This is a genomic window from Desulfobaccales bacterium, assembly GCA_041648175.1.
Taxonomy (GTDB): domain Bacteria; phylum Desulfobacterota; class Desulfobaccia; order Desulfobaccales; family 0-14-0-80-60-11; genus 0-14-0-80-60-11.
The window spans coordinates 156,994-182,248 of sequence record JBAZPO010000005.1; the positions used below are offsets into that span (position 1 = coordinate 156,994).

The 25,255-nt window shown below is 57.4% G+C and carries 18 protein-coding genes; 10 read left to right on the forward strand and 8 right to left on the reverse strand.

Translation table 11 applies throughout. The annotated features are described in order from the left end of the window. Positions 1-272: 272 nt before the first annotated feature. Positions 273-827 carry a prepilin peptidase gene (locus WC600_06915; protein ID MFA4902460.1) on the reverse strand — a complete coding sequence of 185 codons (555 nt, stop codon included), beginning with the start codon at positions 825-827 and terminating at the stop codon, positions 273-275. Between the two features lie 274 nt (positions 828-1,101). Here WC600_06915 and WC600_06920 point away from each other — a divergent pair, with 274 nt between their 5' ends. Continuing rightward, complete coding sequence (locus WC600_06920; GenBank protein MFA4902461.1) at positions 1,102-1,788, forward strand: carbon-nitrogen hydrolase family protein; 687 nt, start codon at positions 1,102-1,104, stop codon at positions 1,786-1,788. Between the two features lie 554 nt (positions 1,789-2,342). Continuing rightward, the gene (locus tag WC600_06925; protein MFA4902462.1) at positions 2,343-2,852 is read left to right on the forward strand and encodes a hypothetical protein; all 510 of its coding nucleotides are present in this window, start codon (positions 2,343-2,345) and stop codon (positions 2,850-2,852) included. 291 nt (positions 2,853-3,143) lie between these two features. On the opposite strand, the gene WC600_06930 is transcribed toward WC600_06925, so the two are convergent. Together WC600_06930 and WC600_06935 are read right to left on the reverse strand one after the other, a co-directional pair. Then, entirely contained in the window at positions 3,144-3,518 is a 375-nt protein-coding gene (locus tag WC600_06930) for a hypothetical protein (GenBank protein MFA4902463.1), read from the reverse strand. Next, a complete protein-coding gene (locus WC600_06935; GenBank protein MFA4902464.1) occupies positions 3,461-4,279 on the reverse strand; it encodes a ParA family protein in 819 nt (272 codons plus the stop codon). Before WC600_06935 ends, WC600_06930 begins: the two co-directional genes overlap by 58 nt. Positions 4,280-4,471: 192 nt before the next feature. Between WC600_06935 and WC600_06940 the strand changes: the two genes are divergently transcribed. The 3 genes from WC600_06940 (at position 4,472) to mtaB (ending at position 7,575) form a co-directional block, all read left to right on the forward strand. Then, on the forward strand, positions 4,472-4,876 hold the full coding sequence (locus WC600_06940) for a PilZ domain-containing protein (GenBank protein ID MFA4902465.1): 405 nt from the start codon (positions 4,472-4,474) through the stop codon (positions 4,874-4,876). A gap of 81 nt (positions 4,877-4,957) precedes the next feature. Then, positions 4,958-6,067, forward strand: coding sequence for a tRNA 2-thiouridine(34) synthase MnmA (gene mnmA, locus WC600_06945; protein MFA4902466.1), 1,110 nt, complete (start codon positions 4,958-4,960; stop codon positions 6,065-6,067). Positions 6,068-6,147: 80 nt separating this feature from the next. After that, positions 6,148-7,575 carry a tRNA (N(6)-L-threonylcarbamoyladenosine(37)-C(2))-methylthiotransferase MtaB gene (mtaB, locus tag WC600_06950; GenBank protein MFA4902467.1) on the forward strand — a complete coding sequence of 476 codons (1,428 nt, stop codon included), beginning with the start codon at positions 6,148-6,150 and terminating at the stop codon, positions 7,573-7,575. A 157-nt stretch (positions 7,576-7,732) separates the two neighbouring features. On the opposite strand, the gene WC600_06955 is transcribed toward mtaB, so the two are convergent. After that, the gene (locus WC600_06955; GenBank protein ID MFA4902468.1) at positions 7,733-8,077 is read right to left on the reverse strand and encodes a hypothetical protein; all 345 of its coding nucleotides are present in this window, start codon (positions 8,075-8,077) and stop codon (positions 7,733-7,735) included. A gap of 107 nt (positions 8,078-8,184) precedes the next feature. Further along, a complete protein-coding gene (locus WC600_06960) occupies positions 8,185-8,445 on the reverse strand; it encodes a hypothetical protein (protein ID MFA4902469.1) in 261 nt (86 codons plus the stop codon). Between the two features lie 615 nt (positions 8,446-9,060). On the opposite strand from WC600_06960, the gene WC600_06965 reads away from it, so the two are divergent. Further along, a complete protein-coding gene (locus WC600_06965; protein ID MFA4902470.1) occupies positions 9,061-10,026 on the forward strand; it encodes a GGDEF domain-containing protein in 966 nt (321 codons plus the stop codon). Positions 10,027-10,214: 188 nt separating this feature from the next. On the opposite strand, the gene lpxC is transcribed toward WC600_06965, so the two are convergent. The 3 genes from lpxC to pyk all read right to left on the reverse strand — a co-directional run bounded on the left by lpxC (position 10,215) and on the right by pyk (position 14,979). After that, positions 10,215-11,144: a UDP-3-O-acyl-N-acetylglucosamine deacetylase gene (gene lpxC / locus WC600_06970; protein MFA4902471.1), complete on the reverse strand. Its 930-nt coding sequence runs from the start codon at positions 11,142-11,144 to the stop codon at positions 10,215-10,217. Positions 11,145-11,528: 384 nt separating this feature from the next. Further along, positions 11,529-13,274, reverse strand: coding sequence for a 1,4-alpha-glucan branching protein domain-containing protein (locus WC600_06975; GenBank protein MFA4902472.1), 1,746 nt, complete (start codon positions 13,272-13,274; stop codon positions 11,529-11,531). 280 nt (positions 13,275-13,554) lie between these two features. Then, positions 13,555-14,979, reverse strand: coding sequence for a pyruvate kinase (gene pyk / locus WC600_06980; protein MFA4902473.1), 1,425 nt, complete (start codon positions 14,977-14,979; stop codon positions 13,555-13,557). 460 nt (positions 14,980-15,439) lie between these two features. Between pyk and WC600_06985 the strand changes: the two genes are divergently transcribed. From WC600_06985 to WC600_07000, 4 genes are all read left to right on the forward strand, one after another. Next, on the forward strand, positions 15,440-15,640 hold the full coding sequence (locus tag WC600_06985; protein MFA4902474.1) for an FmdB family zinc ribbon protein: 201 nt from the start codon (positions 15,440-15,442) through the stop codon (positions 15,638-15,640). Positions 15,641-16,346: 706 nt separating this feature from the next. Next, entirely contained in the window at positions 16,347-19,385 is a 3,039-nt protein-coding gene (locus WC600_06990; GenBank protein ID MFA4902475.1) for a UvrD-helicase domain-containing protein, read from the forward strand. A gap of 85 nt (positions 19,386-19,470) precedes the next feature. Then, entirely contained in the window at positions 19,471-21,447 is a 1,977-nt protein-coding gene (locus tag WC600_06995) for a BamA/TamA family outer membrane protein (GenBank protein ID MFA4902476.1), read from the forward strand. 15 nt (positions 21,448-21,462) lie between these two features. Further along, positions 21,463-25,212 (forward strand): translocation/assembly module TamB domain-containing protein, encoded by a 3,750-nt coding sequence (locus WC600_07000; protein ID MFA4902477.1) that lies wholly within the window; start codon positions 21,463-21,465, stop codon positions 25,210-25,212. Positions 25,213-25,255 lie beyond the last annotated feature (43 nt).

A 25,255-nucleotide genomic window follows, 5' to 3' on the forward strand; every position in this document is an offset into this window, starting at 1 on the left:
ATGCGGCCATAATGGCACAGAGGTTCCACACCCGGAAACTTAATCTGACCAGTGGGAGCAGGGAGCAGTTTTTTCACGTCAGGATTTTCTTTCCTTGTCAGAGGTTTTTTCTCATTATACCGAGTAGCTCTCAAAAAAGTGATATCGACGTCTCGCATATCATATATAAGATAAGGTGGCGAAGCAGAGCTCGCGGGAAACTTGCGTTCCCAAGCTGGAGCTTGGGAACGAGAGAAAAAGGGCAAATTAGCGCAGGGACGGACACATGCAGCTTAAACCGGACGCCAGCAGAGCAGGGCCATTCCCAAGGCCATAGCCGCGCCATAGGGAATGGAGCCGCTTTTGAGGGACAGCGGCCGCGGGGGTTTAGCGTCAAAAGTGCGGCAGAGCAGCCAGTTGAGCAAAAAATGCCAGCCTTCCCGGAGCCCGGCCAGGAGGCGTCGCTGCCACAGCCAGACCACCAGGATGATCAAACCGCCGCTGATTCCCATATAGATAAAGAGAAGAAAAGCGCGTTGCAGTCCCAGCCAAGCCCCCAGGGCCGCACTAGCCTTGACATCACCGGCTCCCATGCCCCCCATGAGATAAGGCCCCAGGAGCAGAATAAAACCCAAGCCCAATCCAGCTAACCCATCCAGGAAACCCGGAAGACCATGGAAGCCCAGTTGAAAGCCCAAACCCGCCAGAGCGCCGCCAAAAGTCAGATAATTGGGGATTCGTCTGGATTTGAGGTCCCAGACAGCCATTCCCAGGCTCAGCAGCAGCGGGAAGACCAGGTCAAAATGGGCCTGAAGCCAGGAGCCAAAACTATACAGCCAATGGGACAACCTTGCCTCCAAAGCTCTTATTTTCCGTCTTGCTTTATTTTTCGGAATTTTATCAGAATAAGGTTAATTTATTCATTCAGAATGAGAGCCCGGTTGATAAATTTTTGCTGGCTCTGTTACGAAAAGTTCAAGGTTCAAAGTTCAAGGTTGAATGGCGGGCGGGACGCCCGCCCTACCGGGTTTTTCATGATTTTGAGAGAGTTGCAGGCTCATGAGCGACTGTTCCAGGAAGTACATTGGCTTAAGCTACGCATAGAACAAAAGGACCAACAATATGGCAAAGATTATTCTCATTCAGCCCCAGCCAGCGCTCCGACTGGACAGCCGGAAGAACCTGCTCCGCGCCCTTTCGCTGCTCGAGGGCTGCCAGGGAGAAGCAGCCGATTTGATCTGCTTTCCCGAGTACTTTCCTTTTTTCGGGGAGGAAGAACTGGCCAGCGCCGCGGCTCGGCTTCAGGCGTATATCATCGCCGGCTTGGTGGAAGAAGCGGGAGGGCACCGTTACAATACCGCCACTCTGTTCGATCGCGGCGGTCGTATGCTGGGACGCCAACGCAAGCATAACCTTGGGAACCTGGAGCGCCGGGGTTTTCAGGTCAGTCCGGGGGAGAACTGGCCAACCTGGGACACGGACTTCGGCCGCCTGGGCATACCGGTGTGTATCGATTATTGGGGCCAGCCCGAAGCGGCCCGGCATCTGGCGGCCCAGGAGGTCGATCTCGTCGTTAATCCTGCCCTCTTTCCCATCCTTCGAATCCACTGGCATACGGGGGCTTTGACTCGGGCCTTTGACTATTATGTGCCAGTGGTGGGAGTGAATACCGCGGCCGCGGTGGTGGAAATTGCCGGGCGCCACTACCCCCTGCAGGGAGGGAGTTCGTTTGCCATCCAGCCCCCGGCGCCGACGGATAGGGCCGAACTGTCCCGGCAGGTGCGGGGTTGGGATGGCCTGGAGGAATAGCTCGTGCTCAGGGGTGGAGAAACCGCGGTGCTCAACGTAAATCTGGATCTGGATGGCCCTCGCCGCTGGCGCCCGGGCATCCGGCAACGCTTTGGAATTCGCCGGAGCTAGTGATGTGTTTCACAATTAAAGTGACCCTGGAGATGCGGATTTTTTACCTTCCTTTCCTAAAGGGGGGCAGAGGGAAATTTTATAACCTCCTGAAATTCCCCTAAATCCCCCTTTTTTAAAGGGGGACTTAAGCTGCCGAGTATGGCGATCCGGACCTAATTTAATGTCCAGATTATTATGATTCGGACCACTAAGAGACGCATGATCAGGACTTGTGTCGAGATAAAAATACCTTAATGAACTTCTTTAGAGAAACCGATAATACTTTGGGGCAACCAGGCAAGCAGGTTTTCGAACCTGGAGACAGAAATTTTTAACCTGAAAGATCGTAAAAATCGGTTTACGACAGTACTTTTCTTGACATTGAAGAAAAAATCCTTAATTATCTAATGCAGGTCAAACGGGGCGGGTTTGGCTAAATGCTCTAAATCTTAAGGAGAGATATGATGCGAAAATATGTCATTTTTACCGTGGTAGCGGCCCTCTGTCTATTCATGGCATTGCCGGTCCTGGCCCAGCCTAAGGGCGGAGCGTTGATGTCAGAGGATGCTTTTACCCCCATAGCCGCGGGCTATGATTTCATCCGGGCAGGCAAATATGAAGCCGCCAAAAATGAATTTGCCAAGGCGGTGAAAGCGGATAAGTTTAATCCCTTTGCCCTGAACAACATGGCGGTTTTGGAGGAGCGGGAAGGCAAACTGAACGACGCTCTGGCTAACCTGAAGGATGCCACCACTCATGCTAATGAGTACTTAGACAAAGTGACCCAAACCTGCTTTGCCGGCGGCGGCTGCCTGGCGGTGAAACCCCTGCGCGAGAAAGGCGAAAAGAGTTCCATTGCTCCTGTAATCCAGGAGAATATTGCAAAACTCGAGGCCAAGATCAAAGCAACCGGTACTGCCCCGCCTCCAGTTAGCCCCCCGCCGATGGTGCCACCGCAGAAGACCAAGTAACAACCTTAGGGGCCTTCGGGCCCCTACCGCCCCGTTTTTCTTTTTGATGACCTCATCCATCGGATGATGAGCAGCGAAATTGATCGAGATTTACCCCTGCCAAACTCATATCGGGGGCCAGGGGTCGCAAGACCCTCCCTGGCCCTTTTTTTATTTCCCGCCCCCGGTTAACTTCTCGGCACCTACTCATAATTCTGGTGCAAGGGCGCACGCTTTCCAACACCCCAAAAATCTCTTGAGTGGTGCTAATCCCTGCCGATCCTATTTTATGAAAAGAGAGACCCTGTCTGACTAAGGGTGGGACAACAGATCCTTAAGGTCTCGAAGGCTTTCTCGGGCTTCACGGAGGGAGTGCACCAGGCGCACGTGCCCGGGAACCCCCTTAGGCAGGAAGATTCGATGATTAACCAGTGAAGGATTTGGACTGGATTGCAATTGGGCGGTGAGATCGGCCAGTTCCCGGACCAGGAAGAGGAAGGCGGCTCCCAGCGGTTCGCCGCCGCCTTCGCCCACTTCATCCCACGTGAGGGGCAGGTGTATAGGGGTAGATGGCGTTAAAGACGCGGTTGCACGTCCCCCACCCTCCACCCGGTTGGCCAGGGCCTGGGTTAGAGGCAACTTTGCAAGCTTGGTCTTTTTGCCGGCAAACTGTTTCTTTTTCGCCATATTTCCAGAAACTCAAGACAGAGTTGAAAATAATCCATGGAGCCCGAACTCTTAGATTCGTAGTCGAAAATCGCTTTCTGAGCTATCTGGGCTTGGTTCAAGGCTTCGTTCTTCATAATGATCGCGGTGAAGGTTTTTTCGCGGTAAGGTTTTAACTGTTCCAGAATGTATTCATTGGTGACGCTGTTCCGCTTGTCATACATAGTGAGCAAAATGCGAAACAGATCTTCTTGAAAAAGATCATCTGTAGTCAGGTTCTTTACGGTTTCCACCGTGGTGAGTAAGTCTGCCAGACCATCCAGCGAGTAGCGGGAGATTTGACAAGGAATAACAATAAAATCACAGGCATAGAGGGAATTGGTAGTCAGGACCCCCAGCGACGGCGGGCAGTCGATCAGAACAAAATCATAATCCACACCCTTGAGGGCGTTGGCCAGAATGGCTTCACGAAAAACCCGGGAATAAACCTGCTCCGCGGCCCGGGCCAGATGGATGTGAGCCGGAGCAACGTCCAAACCCAGGATATACGTGGGTATCACCACCTCGGTGATGGCCATTTTGGGGACGATGAGAATATCCGCCATGGACCTGGCGATGGCGTCCGGTTCTATTCCGATGCCGATGCTGGTGTGGCCCTGGGGGTCCAGGTCAACGATCAGGGTGCGGTACCCCTGATAGGCCAGCGCAGCCCCCAGATTCAGGGTGGTCGTGGTTTTCCCGGTACCGCCTTTCTGGTTTATAACCGCTACGATGTGGGACATGAGGTGAGCTTGGGCCGGCTGCTGCCGGCGCTTTTTGGGCTTAGGATAAAGGATAGCCGAAATTCCGTCAAGGAATATCTGGCCGGGTGGTGCCGGAATGTTTACAGAGGACTGACTGACTCTCTGGCACAAAGTCTGCAAAGCTATTAAAGAGGTTTATAAATTAGTTTAATTATCTTACAAGGCTGGTTAATGACCTTCCTTTTGGAAAGACGACGATTCAACCGGATTTTCGTATCCCTGCCGGTAGAATTTTATGCCCGCCTCTCTGATGCCGAGGCTCCCTGTCAGGGTCAGGGATGCCTCCGAGACATCAGCCTGAGCGGCATTTACTTCCATATAGTTTCGGACATGTCCTTTCAGCAGGGCCAGATCCTCTCCCTCAGCATATTCGCCCCGCTACAATACCTGGAGGGCAGCGACATCTCCCATCTTCAGGCCACCGGAGAGGTAATTCGTTTCGACCCCCCGGAACCCGACCGGCCTCAGGGCGGGGTAGCCTTAAACTTTCTGGAAGGCCCCACCTTCCTCTCCAAGGAAGACCAGGAAATGTTTCAAGGTTTGAACAGATCTAATCATATTCCTCCCCAAAATTAGCATTCCTCTAAAATTAATATAGTTTATATATATTAAGGATTGTCTAATTTCCCATTTATTCTCGGTTAAATCTTTTGACTCATGTCTCCACGGCATAAGGCAGCCATCGCCCTCAGCGGCGGGGTGGACAGCGCTGTGGCCGCCATGCTTCTGCGCGGTCAGGGCTGGGACCTTAAGTGCGTTCACCTGCGCCTGACTTCCTGGGGTGCATCGGCAGACTGGGTGCAAGCCCTGGCCCAACGCCTGGAAATTCCCCTGCAATTGATTGACCTGCAACGGGAATTCTCCGAGGAGGTCCTGGATTATTTTGTGTCGGAATATGGCCGGGGTCGCACTCCCAACCCCTGCGTCCGGTGTAATGCGGCCATTAAGTTCGGACGGTTATGGGAGTACCTTAAGGAGGATGGCTTCACACACCTGGCCACAGGCCATTACGCCCGGCTGCAACCGATTGAAGCGGCCGCGCCTGCCCTGCTTCGGGGGGTTGACCCGCGCAAGGACCAGTCCTATTTTCTCAGCCGTCTGCCCCGTGACCTCTTGCCAAATTTCCTCTTTCCTCTGGGCGATCTTACCAAAGACGAGGTGCGACGGATCTATCACGCGGCGAACTTGCCCATCCAGGAACACCAACGGGAGAGCATGGAACTCTGCTTCATACCGGAGGGCGACTACCAGGACTTCCTCCAAGCGCGACGGGGATTCATAGGTCCTCCCGGTGATTTTATCGATGCCCGGGGCCGAGTCCTGGGTCAGCATCGGGGCCTGGAATGTTATACCGTGGGGCAACGCCGGGGCTTAGGCATCCCGGCCCGGGAACCCTACTATGTGACTGAAATTCAGCCGGCCTGCAACCGGGTGGTGTTGGGGCCTCGGGCCGAGCTTTTCTCCTCGGGCCTCCTGGCCTCCCGGATGAACTGGCTCATTGATCCTCCGGACGCCGAGTTTGAGGCCGTGGCCGTGATCCGTTACCGTCATCCCGGGGTGCGCGCCCGGATTATCCCCAGGCGCTCGGGTGAGGTGCAGGTGGAGTTCGAGACCCCGCAATCGGCTGTGGCTCCGGGCCAGGCCGTGGTCTTCTACGACCGCGACCGGGTTCTGGGCGGCGGTTGGATCGAAACGGATAACTTGAGGGGAGGACCGGGGGACGTTTTTCGTGAAGGTCCCCCGCCCTCCCCTCAAACCCCCTCCTAACCCCCTGTATGGGATTGGTTGAGGGGGAAAGGGCTCTCGCCCTTGGCTCTCTCGCCCACCGTTGTGATATCATAATTTTAATGCCCACTTTTCGCGTCATTACTTTCGGCTGTAAGGTGAACCAGTGCGACAGCGCCGGGATGACCCAGGAGCTTACGGCTCGGGGTTGGAGCGCCGCGCCCTCGGACGCAGTCCCGGACCTGATGGTGGTGAATACCTGCACCGTCACCAAACGTGCCGACCAGCAGGCCCGCCAGACCGTGCGCCGCCTGGCCCGGGAGCACCCCGGCCTGTCCATTTGGGTCACCGGTTGTTATGCTCAACGCGCCCCTCATGAACTGGCGGCCTTGCCAGAGGTTCAGGCCATTTTTGGGAACCAGGAAAAGGCCCGCCTGGCTCATATGTTAAAAAATTTTCAGGATAATCCCCTATATGATCCCTCTTTTCCCTCTCCCTTGCTGGGGGAGAGTTGGGGTGGGGGTGAAAATCCTCCTCCCCCCAGCCCCCTCCCACCAGGGGAGGGGGAGGAAGGAATTTCCGCAAAGAAGTCCGGAGTGTGGCAACAGGTGCGAGATTTTTCCGAGGCTACGCCCTTTTCTCCATGGCAAATTCAACCTATTCCCGGCCAGACCCGGGCCCGGCTCAAGATTCAGGAGGGCTGCAGTCACCGGTGCAGCTATTGCATTGTCCCGAAGGTTCGGGGTCCGCGCCGCAGCCTGGAGCCGGAGGCGGTGCTGGCGGCGATGCAAGAACTGGCCGGCCTGGGTTACCGGGAGGTGGTCCTCACCGGGGTTGACCTGGGCCAGTATGGACTGGATCACTCGCCGCCCTCCAGCTTGGCTGCCTTGGTGCAACGCATTACGAAAATAACAAAAATGCCCTTCCGGGTGCGCCTAAGCTCGCTAGAACCCCAGATGGTGACGCCGGAACTCCTGGATACGCTTGCCGCCTGGCCTAACTTCTGCCCCCATTTCCATCTGCCCCTGCAGAGCGGGGCCGCGCCCGTGTTGACGGCCATGGGGCGGCCTTACGGGCCGGAAGAGTTCCGTGACCTGGTTCATGAGATCACCCGACGGTTTCCCGGCGTGGGCTTGGGGCTGGACGTCCTGGTGGGGTTTCCGGGCGAGACCGACTCGGACTTTGAAGCCACGCGGGTTCTGGTTGACGAATTACCGGTGACCTACCTCCACGTCTTCCCATATTCGCCCCGCCCCGGCACCCTGGCGGCAGCCTTGCGGCCCCTGCCGGGGGGAGTAATTCAGGAGCGGGCCCGGGTCATGCGGGAGTTGGGACGACAGAAGAAGCAACAGTTCATGGAGGCTCAATTGGGGCAGGTGCGGGAAGTGCTGGTGGAAGGGCCGACGCCCCAGCCGGGGTATCTCCAGGGCCTCAGCGACCACTATTTGCGGGTAGTCTTTCCCGGCCCGGCAGACTGGCGGAATCGACTCATCAAGGTGCGGCTTCTGGCGCGGCAAGGGGAAGTTCTAAGGGGGGAAGTAGTAGGTTAGTTTGTCTAAGCGCAGATTGGGTAAGGATGGGGTCCCAAGGACAACTTGGGAACGAGGAGAATAAAGCTAAAGGCGGGATGCGCTGCGCTTTCCCGGCCTACGGGCTACGGGCTACGGGCTAACCTGCTCCCGCACGAAGAGAACGAGCGGGTAACACTTAGCCGGTGCCATCAGGATTATTTTCAGGGTGAACATCAGATTCCAGGGGCTGGGTCAGGTAATTTGCCGCATAGAAAAAGCCAAAAGAAATGATGATGCTAGTGCAGGCTAGAATTACCGCGAGAGATTTTCCCTGCCAGAGCCCGAAAAACCAACGCCTGAAGTCATCCATCATGACATTTAACTTGCCGCCATAAAGTTCCAGGTTATGCCGATACATTTTTGAATCATCGGGCATAATCGGGTAAATAGCGCCATCCGCAGCTTCGTAACCTAAAGCCCCGTAGTGGGTATCAGCCGCGCTGTGATAAATCAAGGCAGCGCCACCCAAGCCGACCAGCAAGATGATGGCACCGAGGAGATTAAGGCAGGTCCGTCGTGGGAGAATATTCCAGTTCATATCAGACTTGGGTTGGCAGCATAGTCATAAAAGGCCGATTGCCCAAGGGTTTAAAAAACGCAATGCCACCGGTGATGGATAACGGCTCCGGCCATTTCATCCAGATCGGCTTGGGCCAGGCCAGTCTTTTTAGACCAGCCGGGGTAGAAACGTTCCATGACCTCAACGGTGAAATAAGCTCTGACCTGATCGGGTCCGGCAAAATATTCACCGCGGTCAAAGCCGGTGATATCGGAAATATGGGTCAAAGTTCGGGCGACACAGCACAAGGGCATATCCCCGGCGAAATTTTTACTAGAAGCAGTAAGCAAATTTTTCGCCGCCTTAAGAGGGTATTGGTGCGAAGTTTATCAGATGGGATTACGTGCAGCAATCAAGTGGAAAGGCATAAGTTACCTTATCCCCCCTCACCCTAACCCCCCCCGTCGGGGGGAGGGGGGATAAAGGGCAAGAACTTTCGGTGAGCGTTCTCGTGTGCCCAAGGGCAGCTTGGGCAATAATGGCGTTCCCAAGTTCAACTTGGGAACGAGGGGTAAGAAACGGGATGCGCTTCACTTTCTCGCCTTACGGGCTCCGTCCTTTCCGTTGCTCATCATTACAGATCAATGCTGGCCTGGAGGTTCTAACCTCCAGAGCAATGAGGTGCTCGGACTCTAAGGGTGCGGCATGCACCAAATTTATGAAAATTTATTTTTTGCCGACTAGGTTTATATCTTGGTCTGCGAGAGGATTCGGCTTAAAGGAAAACAACTTTGAGGGATTTTTACCGGGCCAAGAGGTCCCAAAAACAATTTTGACCGCGGTGGCCAAGGTTGCCGCATCATCTCGGTTTAATACGAGGCAAATTTATAAGTAGGATTGTCTCTTGCCATAGATAAAGCTTATTCATGAACCAGACTCGGGATGACGATAACCAGGAATAGGCCTTGCAGACTAAAACCCTCAATCTGTTATGCGAGACGTCTCGCCAAATTTTAGAGGAGTACATCGCCGAACACGCTAATGGTGCCGTGGTTCTCCTGGACCGGGAATATCGCCTCCTGGATTGCAACCAGGGTTTTTTGCGGATTCTCAGCCTGTCGGAGAAACCCCGGAAGCTCCTACTCAAGGAATTCTTGCCGCCGGAAAGTGATAAGGTACTCCGGCAGTTCCCGGCCTCCGGGGGGCGCCGGGAGATGCGCTTGAACTTGCGCGGCGGGTCGGCCTTCGTTCATACGATTTCCTGCCAGGTCTACGGCACTGAGTGGGGGTATATTGTCTTCGGAGACAAACCGCTGGCCACCTCCAGTGAAGTTGTGGACAAGATATCCATTTTGAATAGCGAGATGGCAAACCTGAGCCGGGAACTGCAACAGAAAAACCGGGCACTGGAGCAGGCCAATGCCACCATTGCCCAATTGATGCGCACTGACCCTCTGACCGGCTTGGCCAACCGCCGCTTTTTCATGGAAATATTGATCAAAGAGATCTCCCTGGCTCGCCGGCATGGGCTACCCTTGTCCCTGGTCATGGCTGATCTGGATTATTTCAAGAAAATCAACGACGCTTGCGGGCATGACGGGGGCGACGATGTCTTGAAAGCCTTTGCGGCTTTGCTCCAGGAACACACCCGGAAAGAAGACCTGGCGGCCCGGTTCGGCGGCGAGGAGTTTATGCTCATCCTCCCACATACCAGCGACTTGTTGGCCGAGGTCATGGCGGAACGGATTCGCCGGAGGCTGGAAACCCTGAGCATCCCTAAAATCGATCGTCAAGTCACCAGTAGTTTTGGGGTCGCCCAGATAGCACCGGCAGATGACCCGGACACCCTGATCAAGCGGGCTGATGAGGCCCTCTACCAAGCCAAAGCCTGGGGCCGCAACCGGGTGATGGTCAACGCGGGCAACGCCTGACCGATCAAGAACACATTCCCATGGCCAGGAAAACCGAATCCTATTTAAAGAAATATACCTGCGTCTGCACAGGCGAGACGCCTGTGCCACATTTGCTGCGAATTGGCATGAAAACTCTTTCCCAACAAAAAAGGGCAGGCCCCGCGGCCTGCCCATCCCCCCCCCCCCATAACCACACATTCACAATCTTAAGCGGTCAGCCCCTCCCACAGGGTGGGCTGAAACCAGGTTTGACGTTTGGCTTGAACCTTGGGCGTTGGCACCCAAATCCGCCAGGAGGCCTCCTGCTCCATCAGGTGTTGCAGAAAGCGCAGATGGAAGTCGTGGCTGCCCCGGCTTACTTCCAGGCGGCCGAACAGGGGCATCCCCAACAGGGCCAAGTCTCCCATGGCGTCCAAAATCTTGTGGCGCACGCACTCTTCGGGGAAGCGGAAGCCGCCAGGGTTTAAGACCCCGGAGTCATCCAGGACCACGGCGTTGTCCAGCGACCCCCCCAGGGCCAGGCCGTGGGTTTGGAGATACTGTACTTCCTTCAAGAAGCCGAAGGTGCGGGCCGGAGCGATCTCGCGCTCAAACGCCTCGGAAAAGAGCGGCACCGTAAACCGCTGCCGCTGGATCAGCGGGTGGCTGAAATTGATGCTGTAGGTGATCCGGGGTTCGCCGGGGATGACCCGCATCCATTGGTTGCCCTCCCGCAGCTCGACCGGGCGGTGTATCCGGAGGTAGGCCCGGGGCCAGGGCAGCGTCCGCAGGCCGGTTTCGGCCAAAAGGTGGGCGAAGGGGGCGGCGCTCCCGTCCATGATGGGAACCTCCGGCCCCTCCACCGCAATGCGGGCATTGTCCACACCGGCGCCCCGCAGGGCGGCCAGCAGGTGTTCCACCGTAGAGAGCGTGGCCCTCCCCTCCCCCAGCGTGGTGGCCCGGGTAGTATCCACCACTTTGCTGTAGAGGGCCAGTATCTCCGGCCGGCCAGGCAGGTCCGCCCGCTCAAACCGCAAGCCGTAATTAGCAGCAGCCGGATGGATGGTCACCCGGACCGGCCGACCCAGATGGAGGCCGATGCCGGAAAACCTCAAAGGCTGCGTGAGTGTCTGTTGCCAGATAATGCTTCTTTCCATGCGCAGGTAGGTTGCAAGCCCTATACCAGGACCCGCATCCTGTATCTCCTTATATAACATATTGATATAGTGGATTATTTAGTTTGAAGGGCCAGACCGTTGTTGCGGCTTGGCCCTGAGTGTGGCGAAAAAGACACAGTTTTTCGGCTAAAGTGGTAAAAGCCCCACAGCCGCGTCTTTTACTTATTCACCCCTCACCCTCACCCTCTCCCACAAGGGGAGAGGGGAATTTTTTTATAAGGGAAAGGACTTTTGCCAAGCGCTATAATTCGAATATTTCGGAATCATAAGGGGTTAATCACTCCCACCCTAACCCTCCCCCATCAAGGGGGAGGGAATTAGCGGAATTCCAAGAGATAGCTGATGGTGAAACAGACGAGCAGGCTATTCGGTCTCCACTGGCGGATATTGTAACCCAGCCCACCAGCGCGGGTCAATATCCGGGAAGATGTCATCCCGTTCCCGGCACAGGTGGAGAAAGTTCCAGTCTTCGTGAGGCAGATAGCGCTCGGCGGCGTAGCGCCGGGTCATGGCCGCCAGGCGGCGGAAATCGTCATTGTGGACGGTCAACCGGAGTTCGGCGTAATCCCGGGCGCTGAAGGTGCTGATCAAAAACTGCCAGTCCGAGGACTCCAAGAGAAACAGGGAGCGGCCGCACTGCTTCAGCAGGTCTTGGAGGCGGGGGTCGGGGTCGTCGGCATTGAGCCGGGCCAGCTCTTCCATATCGGCTTCCGCGGCGTAGACGTGCCGCCAGGTCCAGTCATTCATCTCATTGAGCCAGATCCAGTGATAGCCGCCTTCCCCCCAGGAACCTTCCGGCAGGGCAATGACCGCCCGGGGAGTCACCGCCTCCAGGATTTCGCCGCCGGGGCTTAGGCTCACCTGGGTGTGGTCGTGGAACCTTTTGAGCACCTGGTAGAGCCATTCGGGGCCTTCGAACCACCAGTGGCCGATGAGTTCGGTATCATAGGGGGCCACCACCATGCCGGGCCGGCCTTCCTTTTCTTTGACTTCGGACAGAATCTCCACCACCATGGAGACAAAATGGTCGGCCTGGTCGCGCAGCCGGCCGGCGATCCATTCGGGGTGATAGGGTTCCTTATCGGCCAGATCGGCCTTGGCGCTGGTCACCCGCCAGTAGCGCAGGCCGCCGGGAAAGCGCTTCTTGTGGAAATCAAGATAGTTGCCGTCTCCGGGGTAGCCCCATTCGCCGCTCCAGACTTGGAGGCCGGTCTTGGGGTCGCGGGTGAACGCGGCAATCGGGCGCTTGGTCTCCGGCGCGGAACTTACCAGATAAGCCTGATACGGGGATTTATCCTCCTCTTCGGGGCGTTCCTGGTATTGGGCGGCAAAGCGTTCCCACAGGCGCTCCAAGGCTTCGAAGCGGTCCTTGTAGACCCCGATGGCCTTGCCCCCCTTGAGGAGATGGGAATCAATAAAGAAATATTTGAGGCCGTTTTCCGAGAGAAACTCTTCCACGCCTTTGCGCAGCACCGGTTCACCGGTAAAGTCCTTCAGGGGCGGGACCCAGGGATAGCGCGGCCGGTAGGCGCATTCCGGGAGCCAGAACCCCTTGGGGTCCCGGCCAAAGTGGCGGCGGTACGTGGCGGCGCCCTGCTTCACCTGGGCCTGGACCGCGGTGTCCCGGCCCAACAGGGGTAGGTAGCCGTGGGTAGCCGCGGAAGTGATGATTTCCAGCACCCCGTCATCCATCAAGCGCTTAAACGCGCCCAGCAGGTCTTCGCCAAAGTCCTCGCTGAAGGCCCGGCGCAAGTCCCCGTAGTGGCTTTCCCACATTAAGGCCACGGAGGCGAAGTGGTCATCCCCCAGCCTTTTAAAAGTGGTCAGATCATCTTTGGCCGCCTTGATCTTTTGGTCCAGGTAATCCTTGAACTCCTGGCGAAAGACGTTGGCCGCCAGCATCTCCGCCAGGATGGGGGTGATGCCCAGGGTGACCCCGGAGTGGAGGCCTTCGGCGCCCAGGCGGTTAAAGACCTGGAGCAGGGGAATATAGGATTCGGCCGCGGCCTCGTTGAGCCAATCCATGCCGTGGGGCCAGCGGCCATGGCCGATGACATAGGGAAGATGGGAATGTAACACAAACGTAAAATATCCTAATGGTTCATCCATGTTGTCCTCCAAAATTGTAAAACTATCGGAACCCGGTGGAATGAAGAGATTGCAGGATTTACTCCTTAACTATAAGGAGAATATTTTGCCGGTCAAGAGACGGCAAAATGGTCAAATTCAGATTGTCGTTATGTTCGCGGCCTCGTTTATTAAGGCGCCCAAGCAGAGCTTGGGCGGAAAGTTGCGTTCCCAAGCTGGAGCTTGGGAACGAGGTTAAAGGGGGATGCTCGGCACAGGTTGAAAACCTGTGCCACCAGAGGCCCGCCCCACCGGCCAGTGCTCAGGAAATTACGTCCGCCTTGATCAGGTTGGTGCTGCCTTTGGTGCCGATGGGGGTGCCGGTGGTGATGATGACCCGGTCGCCGTGGTTGAGCAGCCCGGCCTTGAGGGCAACTTCTTCCACCACCTTAAGCATGTGGTCAATGTCCTGGATGGGAGGGGTCAGGAGCGGAAAAACTCCCCAAGAGAGGCACAGCCGGCGCCAGGTATCTTCCCGGGGCGTCACCGCCACGATGGGGGTACGAGGCCGAAACCGGCAGATGAGCCGGGCGGTGCCGCCGTATTCGGTGTTGGTGAGAATGGCTTGGGCGTCTAAGTCCATGGCCATTTCGCAGGCGGCATAGCTAACGGCCTCGGCGATCTCCTGGCGCCCCGAGGGGGCCCGGGTCCGGAGCCAATCGGTGTGGGGGAAATGCGCCTCGGTAACCCGGCTCACTTTATCCAAGAACTTGACCGCCTCCACGGGGAATTGCCCCGCGGCGGTTTCTTCGGAAAGCATAACCGCGTCGGTGCCGTCCAAGATGGCGTTGGCCACGTCCGTGGCTTCGGCCCGGCTGGGCCGGGAATGGTTCACCATGGAAAGGAGCATCTGGGTAGCGGTGATGACCGGCTTGCCCGCCATGTTGGCCGCGGCGATAATCTCCTTCTGAACGATGGGCACCCGTTCCGGTGGAATCTCTACCCCCAGATCGCCCCGAGCCACCATGATGGCGTCCGCCTCCGAGAGGATTTCGTCCAGGCGGCTTAAGGCTTCGTGTTTTTCAATTTTGGCGATGATGGGGATGTCCGCGCCCAGGCTGCGCATGAATTCCCGGGCCTCCAGGACATCGGCGCGCGAGCGCACATATGACAGGGCGATAAAGTCCACGCCCTGGGAAATGCCGAACCGCAGGTCCTCCCGGTCTTTTTCCGTAAACGCGGCCAGCGACAAGGAATGCGTGGGGAAAATTATCCCGACATGGGAACGTATTGTTCCACCCACCACCACCCGGCACTTGAGGGCCTGGCCGGTCTTGGCTTCCACCTGGAGTTCGATGTTGCCGTCGGCCAGCAAAATGGGCACCCCTAAGGGGGTTTCGGAGATAATCTGGGGATAATCCACCATAACTCCGGGCTCACCTTTCTTAAGGGGGACGGCACTGAGGTAAAATTCCTCACCTTCGAGTAGTTTCGCCTCGCCCCCGGGAACTGCGCCGATACGCATTTTCGGACCGGATAGATCTTGCAGGACGGCCAGCGGGGCCTTATTTAATGCGGCTAAATCCCGGAGGCGCTTGATCCGGGCGCCGTGTTCTTCATGGGTGCCGTGGGAAAAGTTCAGGCGGGCTACATTCATGCCGGCTTTAAGGAGCTCGGGCAGGATGTCGCCGTCACTGGCCGGCCCCAGGGTGCAGACGATCTTGGTGCGGCGTTGGTCACGTAACACAGGTCAGTCTCCTCTTGGCTCTATGGGGCACGTTAATTATACTCCTGACCCTCTCCCGCAAGGGGAGAGGGGAATAAAAGGAAAAAACTTTTGGCGATCGCTCTAGTTTTCATCCGGAAACGCCTTTAAAATTTCCCCTTTTAGCAAAAGGAGGCTATGGTTATCCATAAATGCCCGAAAATCGGTCTAAATCACCCTTTTTCAAAGGGGAACTTTTAAGGCATTTGCATTTTTAAACGTTTCCGATGAGAACTAACCAGGGAATAGGTTCCATACTATATGGAAAAAAAACCACAAATTAGCTTCACATCGTTGGCAGAAATTATGCCATAAAATAAACGCCTTTGGGACACTTGACAAATTATTGTTTAAAATTAACTTATTACAAACAAGTATCGAACATGGGGATGTTAGGCATACTTGTTGCATTATGTTACACTGACTAAGGGGGAGATTGATTATGCCTATTTACGAGTATCAATGTGTCGATTGTAGCGGCCAGGACCAAAGGGTGGCCGGGCTGGATGATCACACCGCCCTCTGCACCCAATGTGGCGGCCTGATGCTGCGGCTGGACGAGGATGTCTTCAAGCCGTACTTCGAGGAAGTTTCGCCTCAGGCCTGGCCGGAGACCGAAACCAAAACCAAAGCTTCACTGTAGTTTTGGATCTTACCGGCCTGAGAGAGCCCCTCTTTAAGAGGGGCTTTTTTCATTTTTTCTTTTGTGAAAAAATTCATTTACTTTAACAACTGGAGGGGCGGAATATCCCCGCCATAGCCGCAGCTGCCATGTGCTGGGCGGGGAGACCCCGCCCCTACGAGCAAATTGAAATCGCCAACGCTTGCTTTATATTCATTATATTCATTGCCAAGGGAGCCGCTGGCAAAATTGCCGGACATTAGGTAGCCGCGGTTTTAACTTTCATGAGCACAGGCTGGAAAGCCTGTGCTACCGGCGAACTTATAAATACCCCTACAGGTTTCGGCTGCAAAGAGACTTTTGCAAGAGGCTCTTTGGCAAGCGCTCTGACTTACCGGGACCAAAGGGCCATTTACTTCTTTCGTCCGCTCGTGGGGCAACAAGGATATTATCAAAATAATAACCGTTTCCCACCCTGCACAAAGATTTTTCTCCCAATGATAAATCTGCCATTCCTTATGCCGCAATCCAAGGTAAGTCTTCTCCGTACCGATAACCTGTTAGGCCCCACCAGCTCTTGTCCCTGATTTCCGTCCTGAGGAGAAGCCCGGAGAGCCTTTTCTCAGGTTTTGGCCTAACGATCGGCGCTTGGCGTGATCTATATGATTTAAAGAATGCCACCTATCATTAGCGGTTCACGGGCTTTTGTGATAAGGTTTTGACCAAAATGGAAGTCATTGCCGACCTGCATATCCATTCCCACTTCTCCATCGCCACGGGCCGGGAGGCGGACCTTCCGCACCTGGATCTCTGGGGCCGTTACAAGGGGCTGCAGGTGGTGGGCACCGGTGACTGCACCCATCCCCAGTGGTTAGCGGAACTGGCCGGGAAGCTTGACCCTGTTGAGGCCGGCGTGTACAGCCTCAAACCGGAACTGGCCTTGCCGCTGAACCTCGCGGGACCGCGCTGGGAAATGGCGCCGCCGGTTAACTTCGTGATTACCGGCGAAGTAAGCACCATCTATAAGAAGGACGGCAAGGTCCGCAAGGTCCACCTGCTCCTGGTGCTCCCCGATCTTGAGGCCGCGCAGAAACTCTCCCAACGCCTGGGCCGCCTGGGCAACGTGGCTTCGGACGGCCGCCCCATCCTGGGGCTTGACGCCCGGTTCGTGCTGGAACTGGTATTGGAGATTGATCCCCGGGCGCTGGTGATCCCGGCCCACATCTGGACGCCCTGGTTTTCGGTCTTGGGCAGCAAGAGCGGCTTCGATTCTTTAGAAGAGTGTTTCGGGGAGAGCACCGCACACATCTATGCGGTGGAGACCGGGCTGTCGTCCGATCCTGCTATGAACTGGCGGGTCTCCGGACTGGACCGCTTTGCGCTGGTGTCAAACTCAGACGCCCATTCCCCCCAAAAATTGGCCCGGGAGGCCAATATTTTTAAGGTTTCGCCCACGTATCCCGAACTGTCCCAGGCCTTACGCACCCGGGAGGGCTTGGCGGGAACCATTGAATTTTTTCCCCAGGAAGGCAAGTACCACCTGGACGGCCACCGGCAATGCGGCCTGAGGCTAGACCCTGACGAGTCCAAGCGCCTGGGCGGCCTCTGTTCTCAATGCGGCAAACCCCTCACCTTGGGGGTAGTGCACCGCGTCCTGGACCTAGCGGACCGGGAAGACGGAGCCCGTCCGGCTGCAGCTCCGCCTTATGAGTCCCTCATTGCGCTTCCGGGAGTCCTGGGCGAAGTTTTGGGAGTGGGCCCGGCCAGCAAGAAAGTGCGCCAGGCTTATTTTCGGCTCCTGGAAAAGTTGGGGCCGGAATTGGAAATCCTGCGCCACGCGCCGCTGGACTCATTGGCCCGGGAGGGAGGGGTCCTGCTGGCCCACGCCATTGACCGGATGCGCCGGGGAGAGGTGCATATCGCCGGGGGCTATGACGGGGCTTACGGGGAGATTCGCCTGTTTACACCGGCAGAACGGAGTGAATTGCAAGGCCAGACGGCCTTTTTCAACCCGGCTCCGGCGCCGCCGGCAGATTCCTCGCAGGGAGCAACTGCGGGCTTGCCGCTCACCCCGGTTGCCCCTGAAGCCCAAGCAAGGCAAGTTTTGGCAGCCGCAGGGCCTTACATAAACCTGCGCCGCACAGGCGAGACGCCTGTGCCACCATTAGAAGCCGATCCTCTGTTGGCGGGTTTAAATGCCGACCAACGGGAGGCAGTGGTGCACCAGGGTGCGCCTCTCATCGTCTGTGCCGGTCCCGGCACCGGCAAGACCCGGACCCTCACCCACCGCCTGGCCTACCTGGTGTCCCGCCGGGGGGTGGACCCGGGGAAAATCCTGGCCCTCACCTTTACCCGGCAGGCCGCGGGCGAGATGAGCGGGCGTATCGACCGCCTGCTGGCCGGAGCGCCCGGCCGGGAACACCTGACTATCAAGACTTTCCACGCTTTAGGCCAGCAGATTTTGAATGACTATAAGGACGAGGCGCGCGGCGTGGCGGATGAAGTTGAGCGCCGGAATCTTATCCGGGAGAGCGCTCAGGCGCATGGCCTGCCTTTTGGCGATCTCGAGAAACAGATCACCCGCTTTAAACAGGCCCTCACTTATCCTCTCGACCTGGCCGCGCCCAAGCCGGGACGCCAATTAAATTTACTGGCCGCTGCCGACAAAGGCGAGCCTGAGACCGATCCCCTGTATTTTGCAGCCTTTGCCGCGTACGAGGCCGCGCTTGAGCGGCAGAGCCTCTGGGATTATGAAGACCTCATCGCCAAGCCTGCACTCCTGTTGGCCCGGGACCCGGCGATAAGAGAGGCCTATCGGACCCGTTTCCGCCACGTGCTGGTGGACGAATACCAGGATTTGAATGAAGCCCAATACCATATGTTCCGCCAGTTGGCCGGGAATGGCGGGGAAATCATGGTCATCGGCGACCCGGATCAGGCCATTTACGGCTTTCGCGGCGCAAAGCCGGAATATTTCAACCGCTTCCGGGAGGATTGGCCCGAGGCCCGCGTGTGCCGCTTCAGCGAAACCTACCGCCTGCCCGCGCCTATTCTTACGGCCGCGTCAACGCTGCTTCAGAGTGACGGTGAGCCGCTGCACACCCGGCAAGCCGGCGACCAGCCTCTCGTGCTGATTTCGGCCGCGACCCCCCGGGGCGAGGCCCTGGCCATCGCCCGCCAGATCGAGGCCCTGGTGGGCGGTTTGTCGCATTACGGTCTGGAAGATGCGCAGGTGCGGCACCAGAGCCCTGGGGAGAAAGCCGGCTTTCGAGACATAGCCGTGCTCTACCGGGTCCATGCCCTGGGGGTGGAGGTGCAACGGATTCTGTCGGAGGCCGGCATCCCGTGTCAGCAGGCTAAAGAAGGGGTGGGGCCTGATTGGGACGATATCGACCTGGCTGCGGAACGGGTGAAGCTCCTTACCCTGCACGCCGCCAAGGGGCTGGAGTTCCCTTATGTCTTTATCGCCGGGTGCGAAACCGGGCTCATCCCTTGGGAGGCGCCAGGGGTTACTTCCGACCCGGCGGAGGAAAAGCGCCTCTTTTATGTGGGCCTCACCCGGGCCTCGCGGCAGGTCTTCTTAAGCCGCGCCCGGGAACGCACCCTGTGGGGGCAGAGGCGGCGGACCGAATTCTCTCCCTGGGTCCAGGCCATGCCCCCTGAGGTGCTCAAGCGTCCAGCCCTTTTAGAGCACCGGGCCGGAAAAAGACGACAGCCCCAGTTGTTTCCTGAGATTGCCTCACCCCGAGGCAAAAAGTCAAGATAAACGGTCATGGCTGGAAGCCGGCCTTTTGCTGGCTGGGCGCAATCCTCTCCTATAAAATTGGGGTAAAGGAGTAATGAGGAAGCGGATGCGGGTAACCGGGATTTGGCGATGGCTAGTGCCCCTCATCCTGGTGCTGACCCTGGTGGGGGTTTCCCGGGGTCTGGGGGCTGAAGCCCCTGCTCCCGAACCCGCCGTCCCCGAGACTGCGGAGCCAGGCGTCGCGCCGGCGCCAAATGTCCCCCCGGCGCCAGTCCCGCCGGATGAGCAGGAGCCAAAAGCAGCTGCGGTTACTGCTCCCGCGCAAGGACCGGGTGAGCTTACGCTCAAATCGTTCAGCTTTGTTGGGAATGAAACGGTCCGTACCAAGGACCTCCTCAAAGAAATAGCCTTAAAAAAGCCATCTTTCTGGCCTCCCTGGGGTAAGCCTGCAACCATTCGGCTCCAAGATCTGGAATATTATGGGGAACTCCTCAGGAATTTTTACCGCCGCCAGGGTTTTTATCACTCCAAAATCACGCCAGAAATCGTCTATGCCTCGAAACGGGAGGTGAACGTCACCCTCAGAATTGACGAAGGACCCTGGGTCAAAGTCACCGACATCAACATAGAGGTTGCCGGGCCGGTGGACCTGTCCGAACTGAGGCAGAAATGGCCTCTCAAGCCTGGGGACCGTTTCGCGGAAAAGCCCTACGACGATCTTAAGAACCTTTATCTCAACTATCTGCCCAACCATGGCTACCCCAAAGTCAAGGTGAGGGGCCGGATCTACCTGAATGAAGAAGACAATACCGCCCGCATTCTCCTGAGCGTCAATCCCGGCCCCTTGTGCTACTTCGGGGGCGTGAATATCCAGGACGAGGAAAAACTGGAAACGCCCGCGGCCGCGATTCGGGAAAAGATCAGCTTCAAGGCCGGCCAGGTCTTTAACCTGGGGGAACTTTTCAATACCCAGCGCAAGCTCTATGCCACCAACCTCTTCAAGAGCGTGGTCCTGACGCCGGAGGAGGTCCCGCCGCAGGAATCTACCATCCCCATTCTCGTTCAACTGGAAGAGCGGAAGAAACGCTCGCTGAAATTCGGCCTGGGATATGGCGATGAAGATAAGGTGCGGGTCCGGCTGGGGATGGTATACCGCAACCTGTGGGGCGGGGGCCGGCTGATAAACCTGGACGCCCGGTATTCCACCCTAGGCTACTTGTATACGCAGTCGTTTTACAATCCGGTGGTGTTCAACTCGAAATTTGATTTTGTGAACGAGACCGGGGTGCGCCGCCGGTTTTTGCCTGGCTTCAACGACCAGGCCTATTTTACCCAGTCCCGTCTGGAACGGGACATTCCCTATGACCTGCGGCTGTATTTTGGACATGGGTTGGAATTCGCCCGTCCCTTCGACATTCCGGTGGAAACCCTGATCCTGCTTCAGGGGACGCAACCGGAGAAAATGTATCGGGCTTCCTTTGCCGTCCTGGGCCTGCGCCAGGAAACCACCGATAGCGCTATCGACCCGCACCGGGGGGGCATCGTGGTGTGGGCCAATCAGTTCGCCCCCACGTTTTTCGGCTCGGGGCTCCAGTTCTCCCAGTCAGTGCTTGACGTAAAGCGTTATCACGCGATCGGCGACTCAAATTTTGTGCTCGCGGGGCGGGTCAGGGGCGGCCTCATCCAGCCCATGCAGTCCACTACCCAGATCCCCATATCGCGGTTGTTCTTCAGCGGCGGGGCTACCAGCGTCCGGGGGTATCAACTGGACTACCTGAGCCCAAGGAACGCCAGCAACAACCCCATCGGCGGTGAAGCTGTGGTAGAATTAAGCCTGGAAGGGCGTTTTCCCCTGCCGATCTACCCAAAAATCGGCGGGGTGATTTTTATGGACGCGGGCAACGTCTATCCCAAGATTCACAACTTCGACCTGGGGCAGCTCAAATATTCGCCAGGGTTCGGTCTGCGCTATCTCTCCCCCATCGGCCCCATCGGGGTGGATATCGCCTTTCCCACTAACCGCATCAATTATCAGGAAGACAGCCCTTACCAGATCCACTTCACGGTGGGCTATGGTTTTTAGGGAGAAGGAGGCCTGATGCGGCATACCAAGATTATTCTGCTGACCCTGGCGGTCCTCGTGTTGCTTACGGGCGCCGGGACCTGGGCGCTCATGTCGGATACCACCGATTGGGGCGGTTCATACCTGCTTTCTCTGATCCAAGCCAAAGTGAACGGGAAAGTGACCACCAAGGAAATCTCCGGCAATCCCATAATCGGCCTAACTTTCAAGGATTTGGAACTTACCGGCCCTGATGGCCAGACCGTCTTAACCGCCGACCGCCTGGAGGTGCGCCTTTCCCTGGCGTCCGTCACCGCTTTCCATCTGGACCTGGGCAAGCTGGCCCTAGTAAAACCCCGAGTGTCCCTGTATCGGGAAAAATCCGGACAGTGGAACGTCAGCCTTCTGCCTAAAGAGTCAGCCAAGCCCACCCAACCCCCGGGACTGGCGGACAAAATAATCACTTATTTCTTGCGGGAAATTGAACTCTCAAACCTTGTGGTCCAGCAGGGCGAAGTGGTGATTACCGAAGGCGGCGCCAGCCGGCACTATACCAATTTGGAGCTTGACTCCAGCCTAACTCTCCTGAATTGGGGCCAGCCGCAGCAACAGGCCCGGGTGAACCTGCGCTCCCTGGGGATTACCACCCCCCAAGGCCGGGCCGAATTGGAGACCCGGCTGGCATATATAGAGGACCGCGCCAAAATCGACTTTTTGAAGGTGAAATTGGCCGGCCAGACTGTCGTCTCTTTAGAGGGGGAAATCTGCGGCCCCCTTACTTCCCTTACCTGTTCTATGACCGGCAAGATTGGGCCTCTGGCCGGGGACAAGATTCACGGCTTCTGGCCTGGGTGGCCTGCTCTTTGGGAGCTATCCGGGGCCGTTAACCTTAGCAGCACTCCTGAAGAGGGCAAAATCGAGGTCCGGGGCAAGCTTGGTCAGGCCGATTACGCCCTCCGGGGTGAGCTGAACGCCAAGGTCAAGCCCGCGGTGTTTGCCCTGGACTTCGATCTCAAGGGCTTGAGCACGGCTCAACTCAAGGAAATCAAGGACCTTAAGGCGCAATCTATCCAGGGATTGAGTCCGGTCAACGCGCATCTGCATGTGGAAGGCAAAGGTCTGCCCTGGAACCCTGAGTCTTTATCGACGCATCTGGTACTGGAACCTTTCCGCTATGGCGAGATCAAAGTGGACAAGGTGGAGCTGGACCTGTCCGGCAATGCCCGGCGCCAGGAACTTAAGTCCGCCGCGGCGGGGAGTTTCGGCACGGTGGACCTCAAGGCCAGCGGCCACCTCCTGCCCCTGGGGGAAACCGGCCAAGGGCTTTCCGGTGATCTTTCCGTGCAGACCGGAAACTTGCAGCCTGCTCAACTGGGGCTGACTAAGTTCGGGGGCACCAATCTCACCAGTTGTTTTACCGGCAAGTTCCGGGCGCCTGCCAACCTCTCTCTGTCCCAGGCCTCTCTGTCCGGGAACCTTGAGGCCAGCGGCCGGATCAATAACCGGCCGGTGCAAGCCCTGTCAGCCAGCTTCACCCTGGAGGGACGGAAATTGAGCCTCTCAAAGGCCAACGTCCAGTCCGCGGGCCTGGCGGCCTCCTTGAGCGGCACTCTGACGGAGACCGAGGTGAATGTTTCCTTCGATGCGTCGGTGTCCGGCTCTGGCGCGCTGCCGCTGCCTTCGGGGCCGACCTTTGCGTCGCTTACGGCTCGGGGTAACGTGCAAGGACCCTGGAAGGTCCCCCGAGTGAACCTGGCGGCTCAGGTGCAAAAACTCTCCATCAAAGGCGTCACCCTGGAGTCGGCGAACCTGAACGGCACCCTGGCGGGGTGGCCGCCTCAATCCGGAAACCTGCAGCTCGCGGGCAACCAACTTCACACCCCGGCCGGGACGTTTACCCGTATTAATCTTAACGCCGGCGGCGCCGGCGGCCAGTGGCAGTTCCAGGCGGTGGGCACCTCCCCCAAGGAGCCCAAGTTCGAGGTGGCGGGGACCGCGGACCTGGCGGCCAGGCCCCTGACTCTTAGCGTGGCCCGGGTCACCTGGAAAAGCCAGGGACTGGCGGTCAAAAACAAGACGCCTTTCCAGGTCCGTCTCCTTCCCGGCTGGGAGATCACCCCGGCCACCTTTCAGATCGACGGCGGCATGGTGACCATCTCGGGCCTGGCCCGGGACCAGGAGCTTTCCGGGCGCCTGGAAGTCCAAAACCTGGATGCCGCGCTCCTGTCTCCCCTGGGTCTGGCCGCCACCGGCAAACTCAACGGCCGGCTGACCCTGGCCGGTAATCCCCGAACCCCCATTATTGACGGCCAGATGGCACTGACCGGCGGCAAGATTAAGAATGTGTCCATCGCGGCCTTGACCACCACCCTGGCTTATCATGATAATCAGGCCCAGGTTTCCGGCTACCTGGAAATGGGAAATTTGCACTCCCGTCTGGTCTGGAGAGGCTCAGTGCCGGTTCGCGTGTCGTTGCTGCCGTTTGAATTTGCCCTGGCCCCAGATGGCCTGGACCTGCGGGTGCAAAGCGAACGTGTCGACCTCTCCCTTTTAACTATCATTTTGAAAGATGTGCAAAGAGCAGAGGGCGCCCTGGATGTGATGGCGGAAGCCCGGGGTAACCCGCGCCAGCCCAAGGTTTCGGGTTATCTGCGCTGGAGCGCTGGAACGCTGCAACTCCGCCAGGCCGGGACCCCGTATCACCTGGTCCCTGGAGAGATTCGCCTCCAGGGCGACAGAATTGTGATTCCGGGCCTGATTCTCGAAAGCGACGGCACCCTGCGCCTGTCCGGAGAAATCGTGCTGGCCGGACCTATTCGGGTCCAGACCCGGGTCCAGGCCGATAACTTCCAACTCCTGAACCGGGGGGGCAACGATCTCTGGACCAACGGCGCCATCGATGTGGGCGGCCCCCTTACTGCGCTGGTGGCCAAGGGGCGCCTGCTGGTTCCCAAAGCCCAATTCCGCCCGACCTTCTTCCGGTCCGGTAAGGAACCGGATGTCATTCTTTTACCCCTGAAACCCGAGCCTCAGGGTACAGCCGCCCCAGACCTCTATCAGGCCATGAGCATCGACGTCGCCATTGAGGCTCCGGGGAATGTCTTTCTCAAAGACCCCATGGGCCAGGTGGAACTGACCGCTCACCTCAAGGCTTTAAAAAAACCGGACCAAAAGCTGGCTCTGGGAGGAGATATTCGAGCTCTGCACGGTACCTTGGATATCGAAGAGAAACCCTTTAAAGTGGAGCGGGCTATCCTTACCATGCCCGGGGTTCCCGGCAAACCTATTCTGGTGGATGCCAAGGCTACCCACGAAATGGATGATATCACCCTGGTCCTGGCGGTAAACGGCACGGTGACCAATCCTCAAATCCATCTGGAAAGCCTGCCGCCGCTCCCGCCCGCGGATGTGCTGTCCTACCTGGTATTCGGCGCTCCGGCCGCCACCTTGAGCAAAGAGCAGTACTTTGCTCTGGGGGCCCAACAATTGGGAGTGTTGGGTGGCATCAGTACCGGCAAGATAAGCGAAATATTGGGATCGACCCTGCCTTTTTTGGGCGGCATCAAGGTCAAGAGCGGCCTGGTGAGCGGCCGGCCCACGGTGGGTGTGGAAAAAGAGGTTACCAAGAATGTCAGTATTTTTGCGGGACGTAATCTCAACGAAGAACGGGGGACCTATGAACAGCAGGTGGGGGTGCAATACAAGTTCAACAAGAACCTGAGCGTCGAGTCCCAGTTCGGCACCCGGAACTCCGGAGCTGACGTCTATTTTAACTACGACTTTTGATACTAATCTTACGTCAACGATAGAGTTTTTGAAAATGCTCAGA

What these genes read in the sequence shown, in the direction of transcription:
- WC600_06920 (MFA4902461.1), top strand. Translation starts at nt 1,102, where the DNA reads ATGGCAAAGATTATTCTCATTCAGCCCCAGCCAGCGCTCCGACTGGAC.
- WC600_06925 (MFA4902462.1), top strand. Translation starts at nt 2,343, where the DNA reads ATGATGCGAAAATATGTCATTTTTACCGTGGTAGCGGCCCTCTGTCTA.
- WC600_06930 (MFA4902463.1), bottom strand. Translation starts at nt 3,518, where the DNA reads ATGGCGAAAAAGAAACAGTTTGCCGGCAAAAAGACCAAGCTTGCAAAG.
- WC600_06935 (MFA4902464.1), bottom strand. Translation starts at nt 4,279, where the DNA reads ATGTCCCACATCGTAGCGGTTATAAACCAGAAAGGCGGTACCGGGAAA.
- WC600_06940 (MFA4902465.1), top strand. Translation starts at nt 4,472, where the DNA reads ATGACCTTCCTTTTGGAAAGACGACGATTCAACCGGATTTTCGTATCC.
- mnmA (MFA4902466.1), top strand. Translation starts at nt 4,958, where the DNA reads ATGTCTCCACGGCATAAGGCAGCCATCGCCCTCAGCGGCGGGGTGGAC.
- mtaB (MFA4902467.1), top strand. Translation starts at nt 6,148, where the DNA reads ATGCCCACTTTTCGCGTCATTACTTTCGGCTGTAAGGTGAACCAGTGC.
- lpxC (MFA4902471.1), bottom strand. Translation starts at nt 11,144, where the DNA reads ATGGAAAGAAGCATTATCTGGCAACAGACACTCACGCAGCCTTTGAGG.
- WC600_06975 (MFA4902472.1), bottom strand. Translation starts at nt 13,274, where the DNA reads ATGGATGAACCATTAGGATATTTTACGTTTGTGTTACATTCCCATCTT.
- WC600_06985 (MFA4902474.1), top strand. Translation starts at nt 15,440, where the DNA reads ATGCCTATTTACGAGTATCAATGTGTCGATTGTAGCGGCCAGGACCAA.
- WC600_06990 (MFA4902475.1), top strand. Translation starts at nt 16,347, where the DNA reads ATGGAAGTCATTGCCGACCTGCATATCCATTCCCACTTCTCCATCGCC.
- WC600_06995 (MFA4902476.1), top strand. Translation starts at nt 19,471, where the DNA reads ATGCGGGTAACCGGGATTTGGCGATGGCTAGTGCCCCTCATCCTGGTG.
- WC600_07000 (MFA4902477.1), top strand. Translation starts at nt 21,463, where the DNA reads ATGCGGCATACCAAGATTATTCTGCTGACCCTGGCGGTCCTCGTGTTG.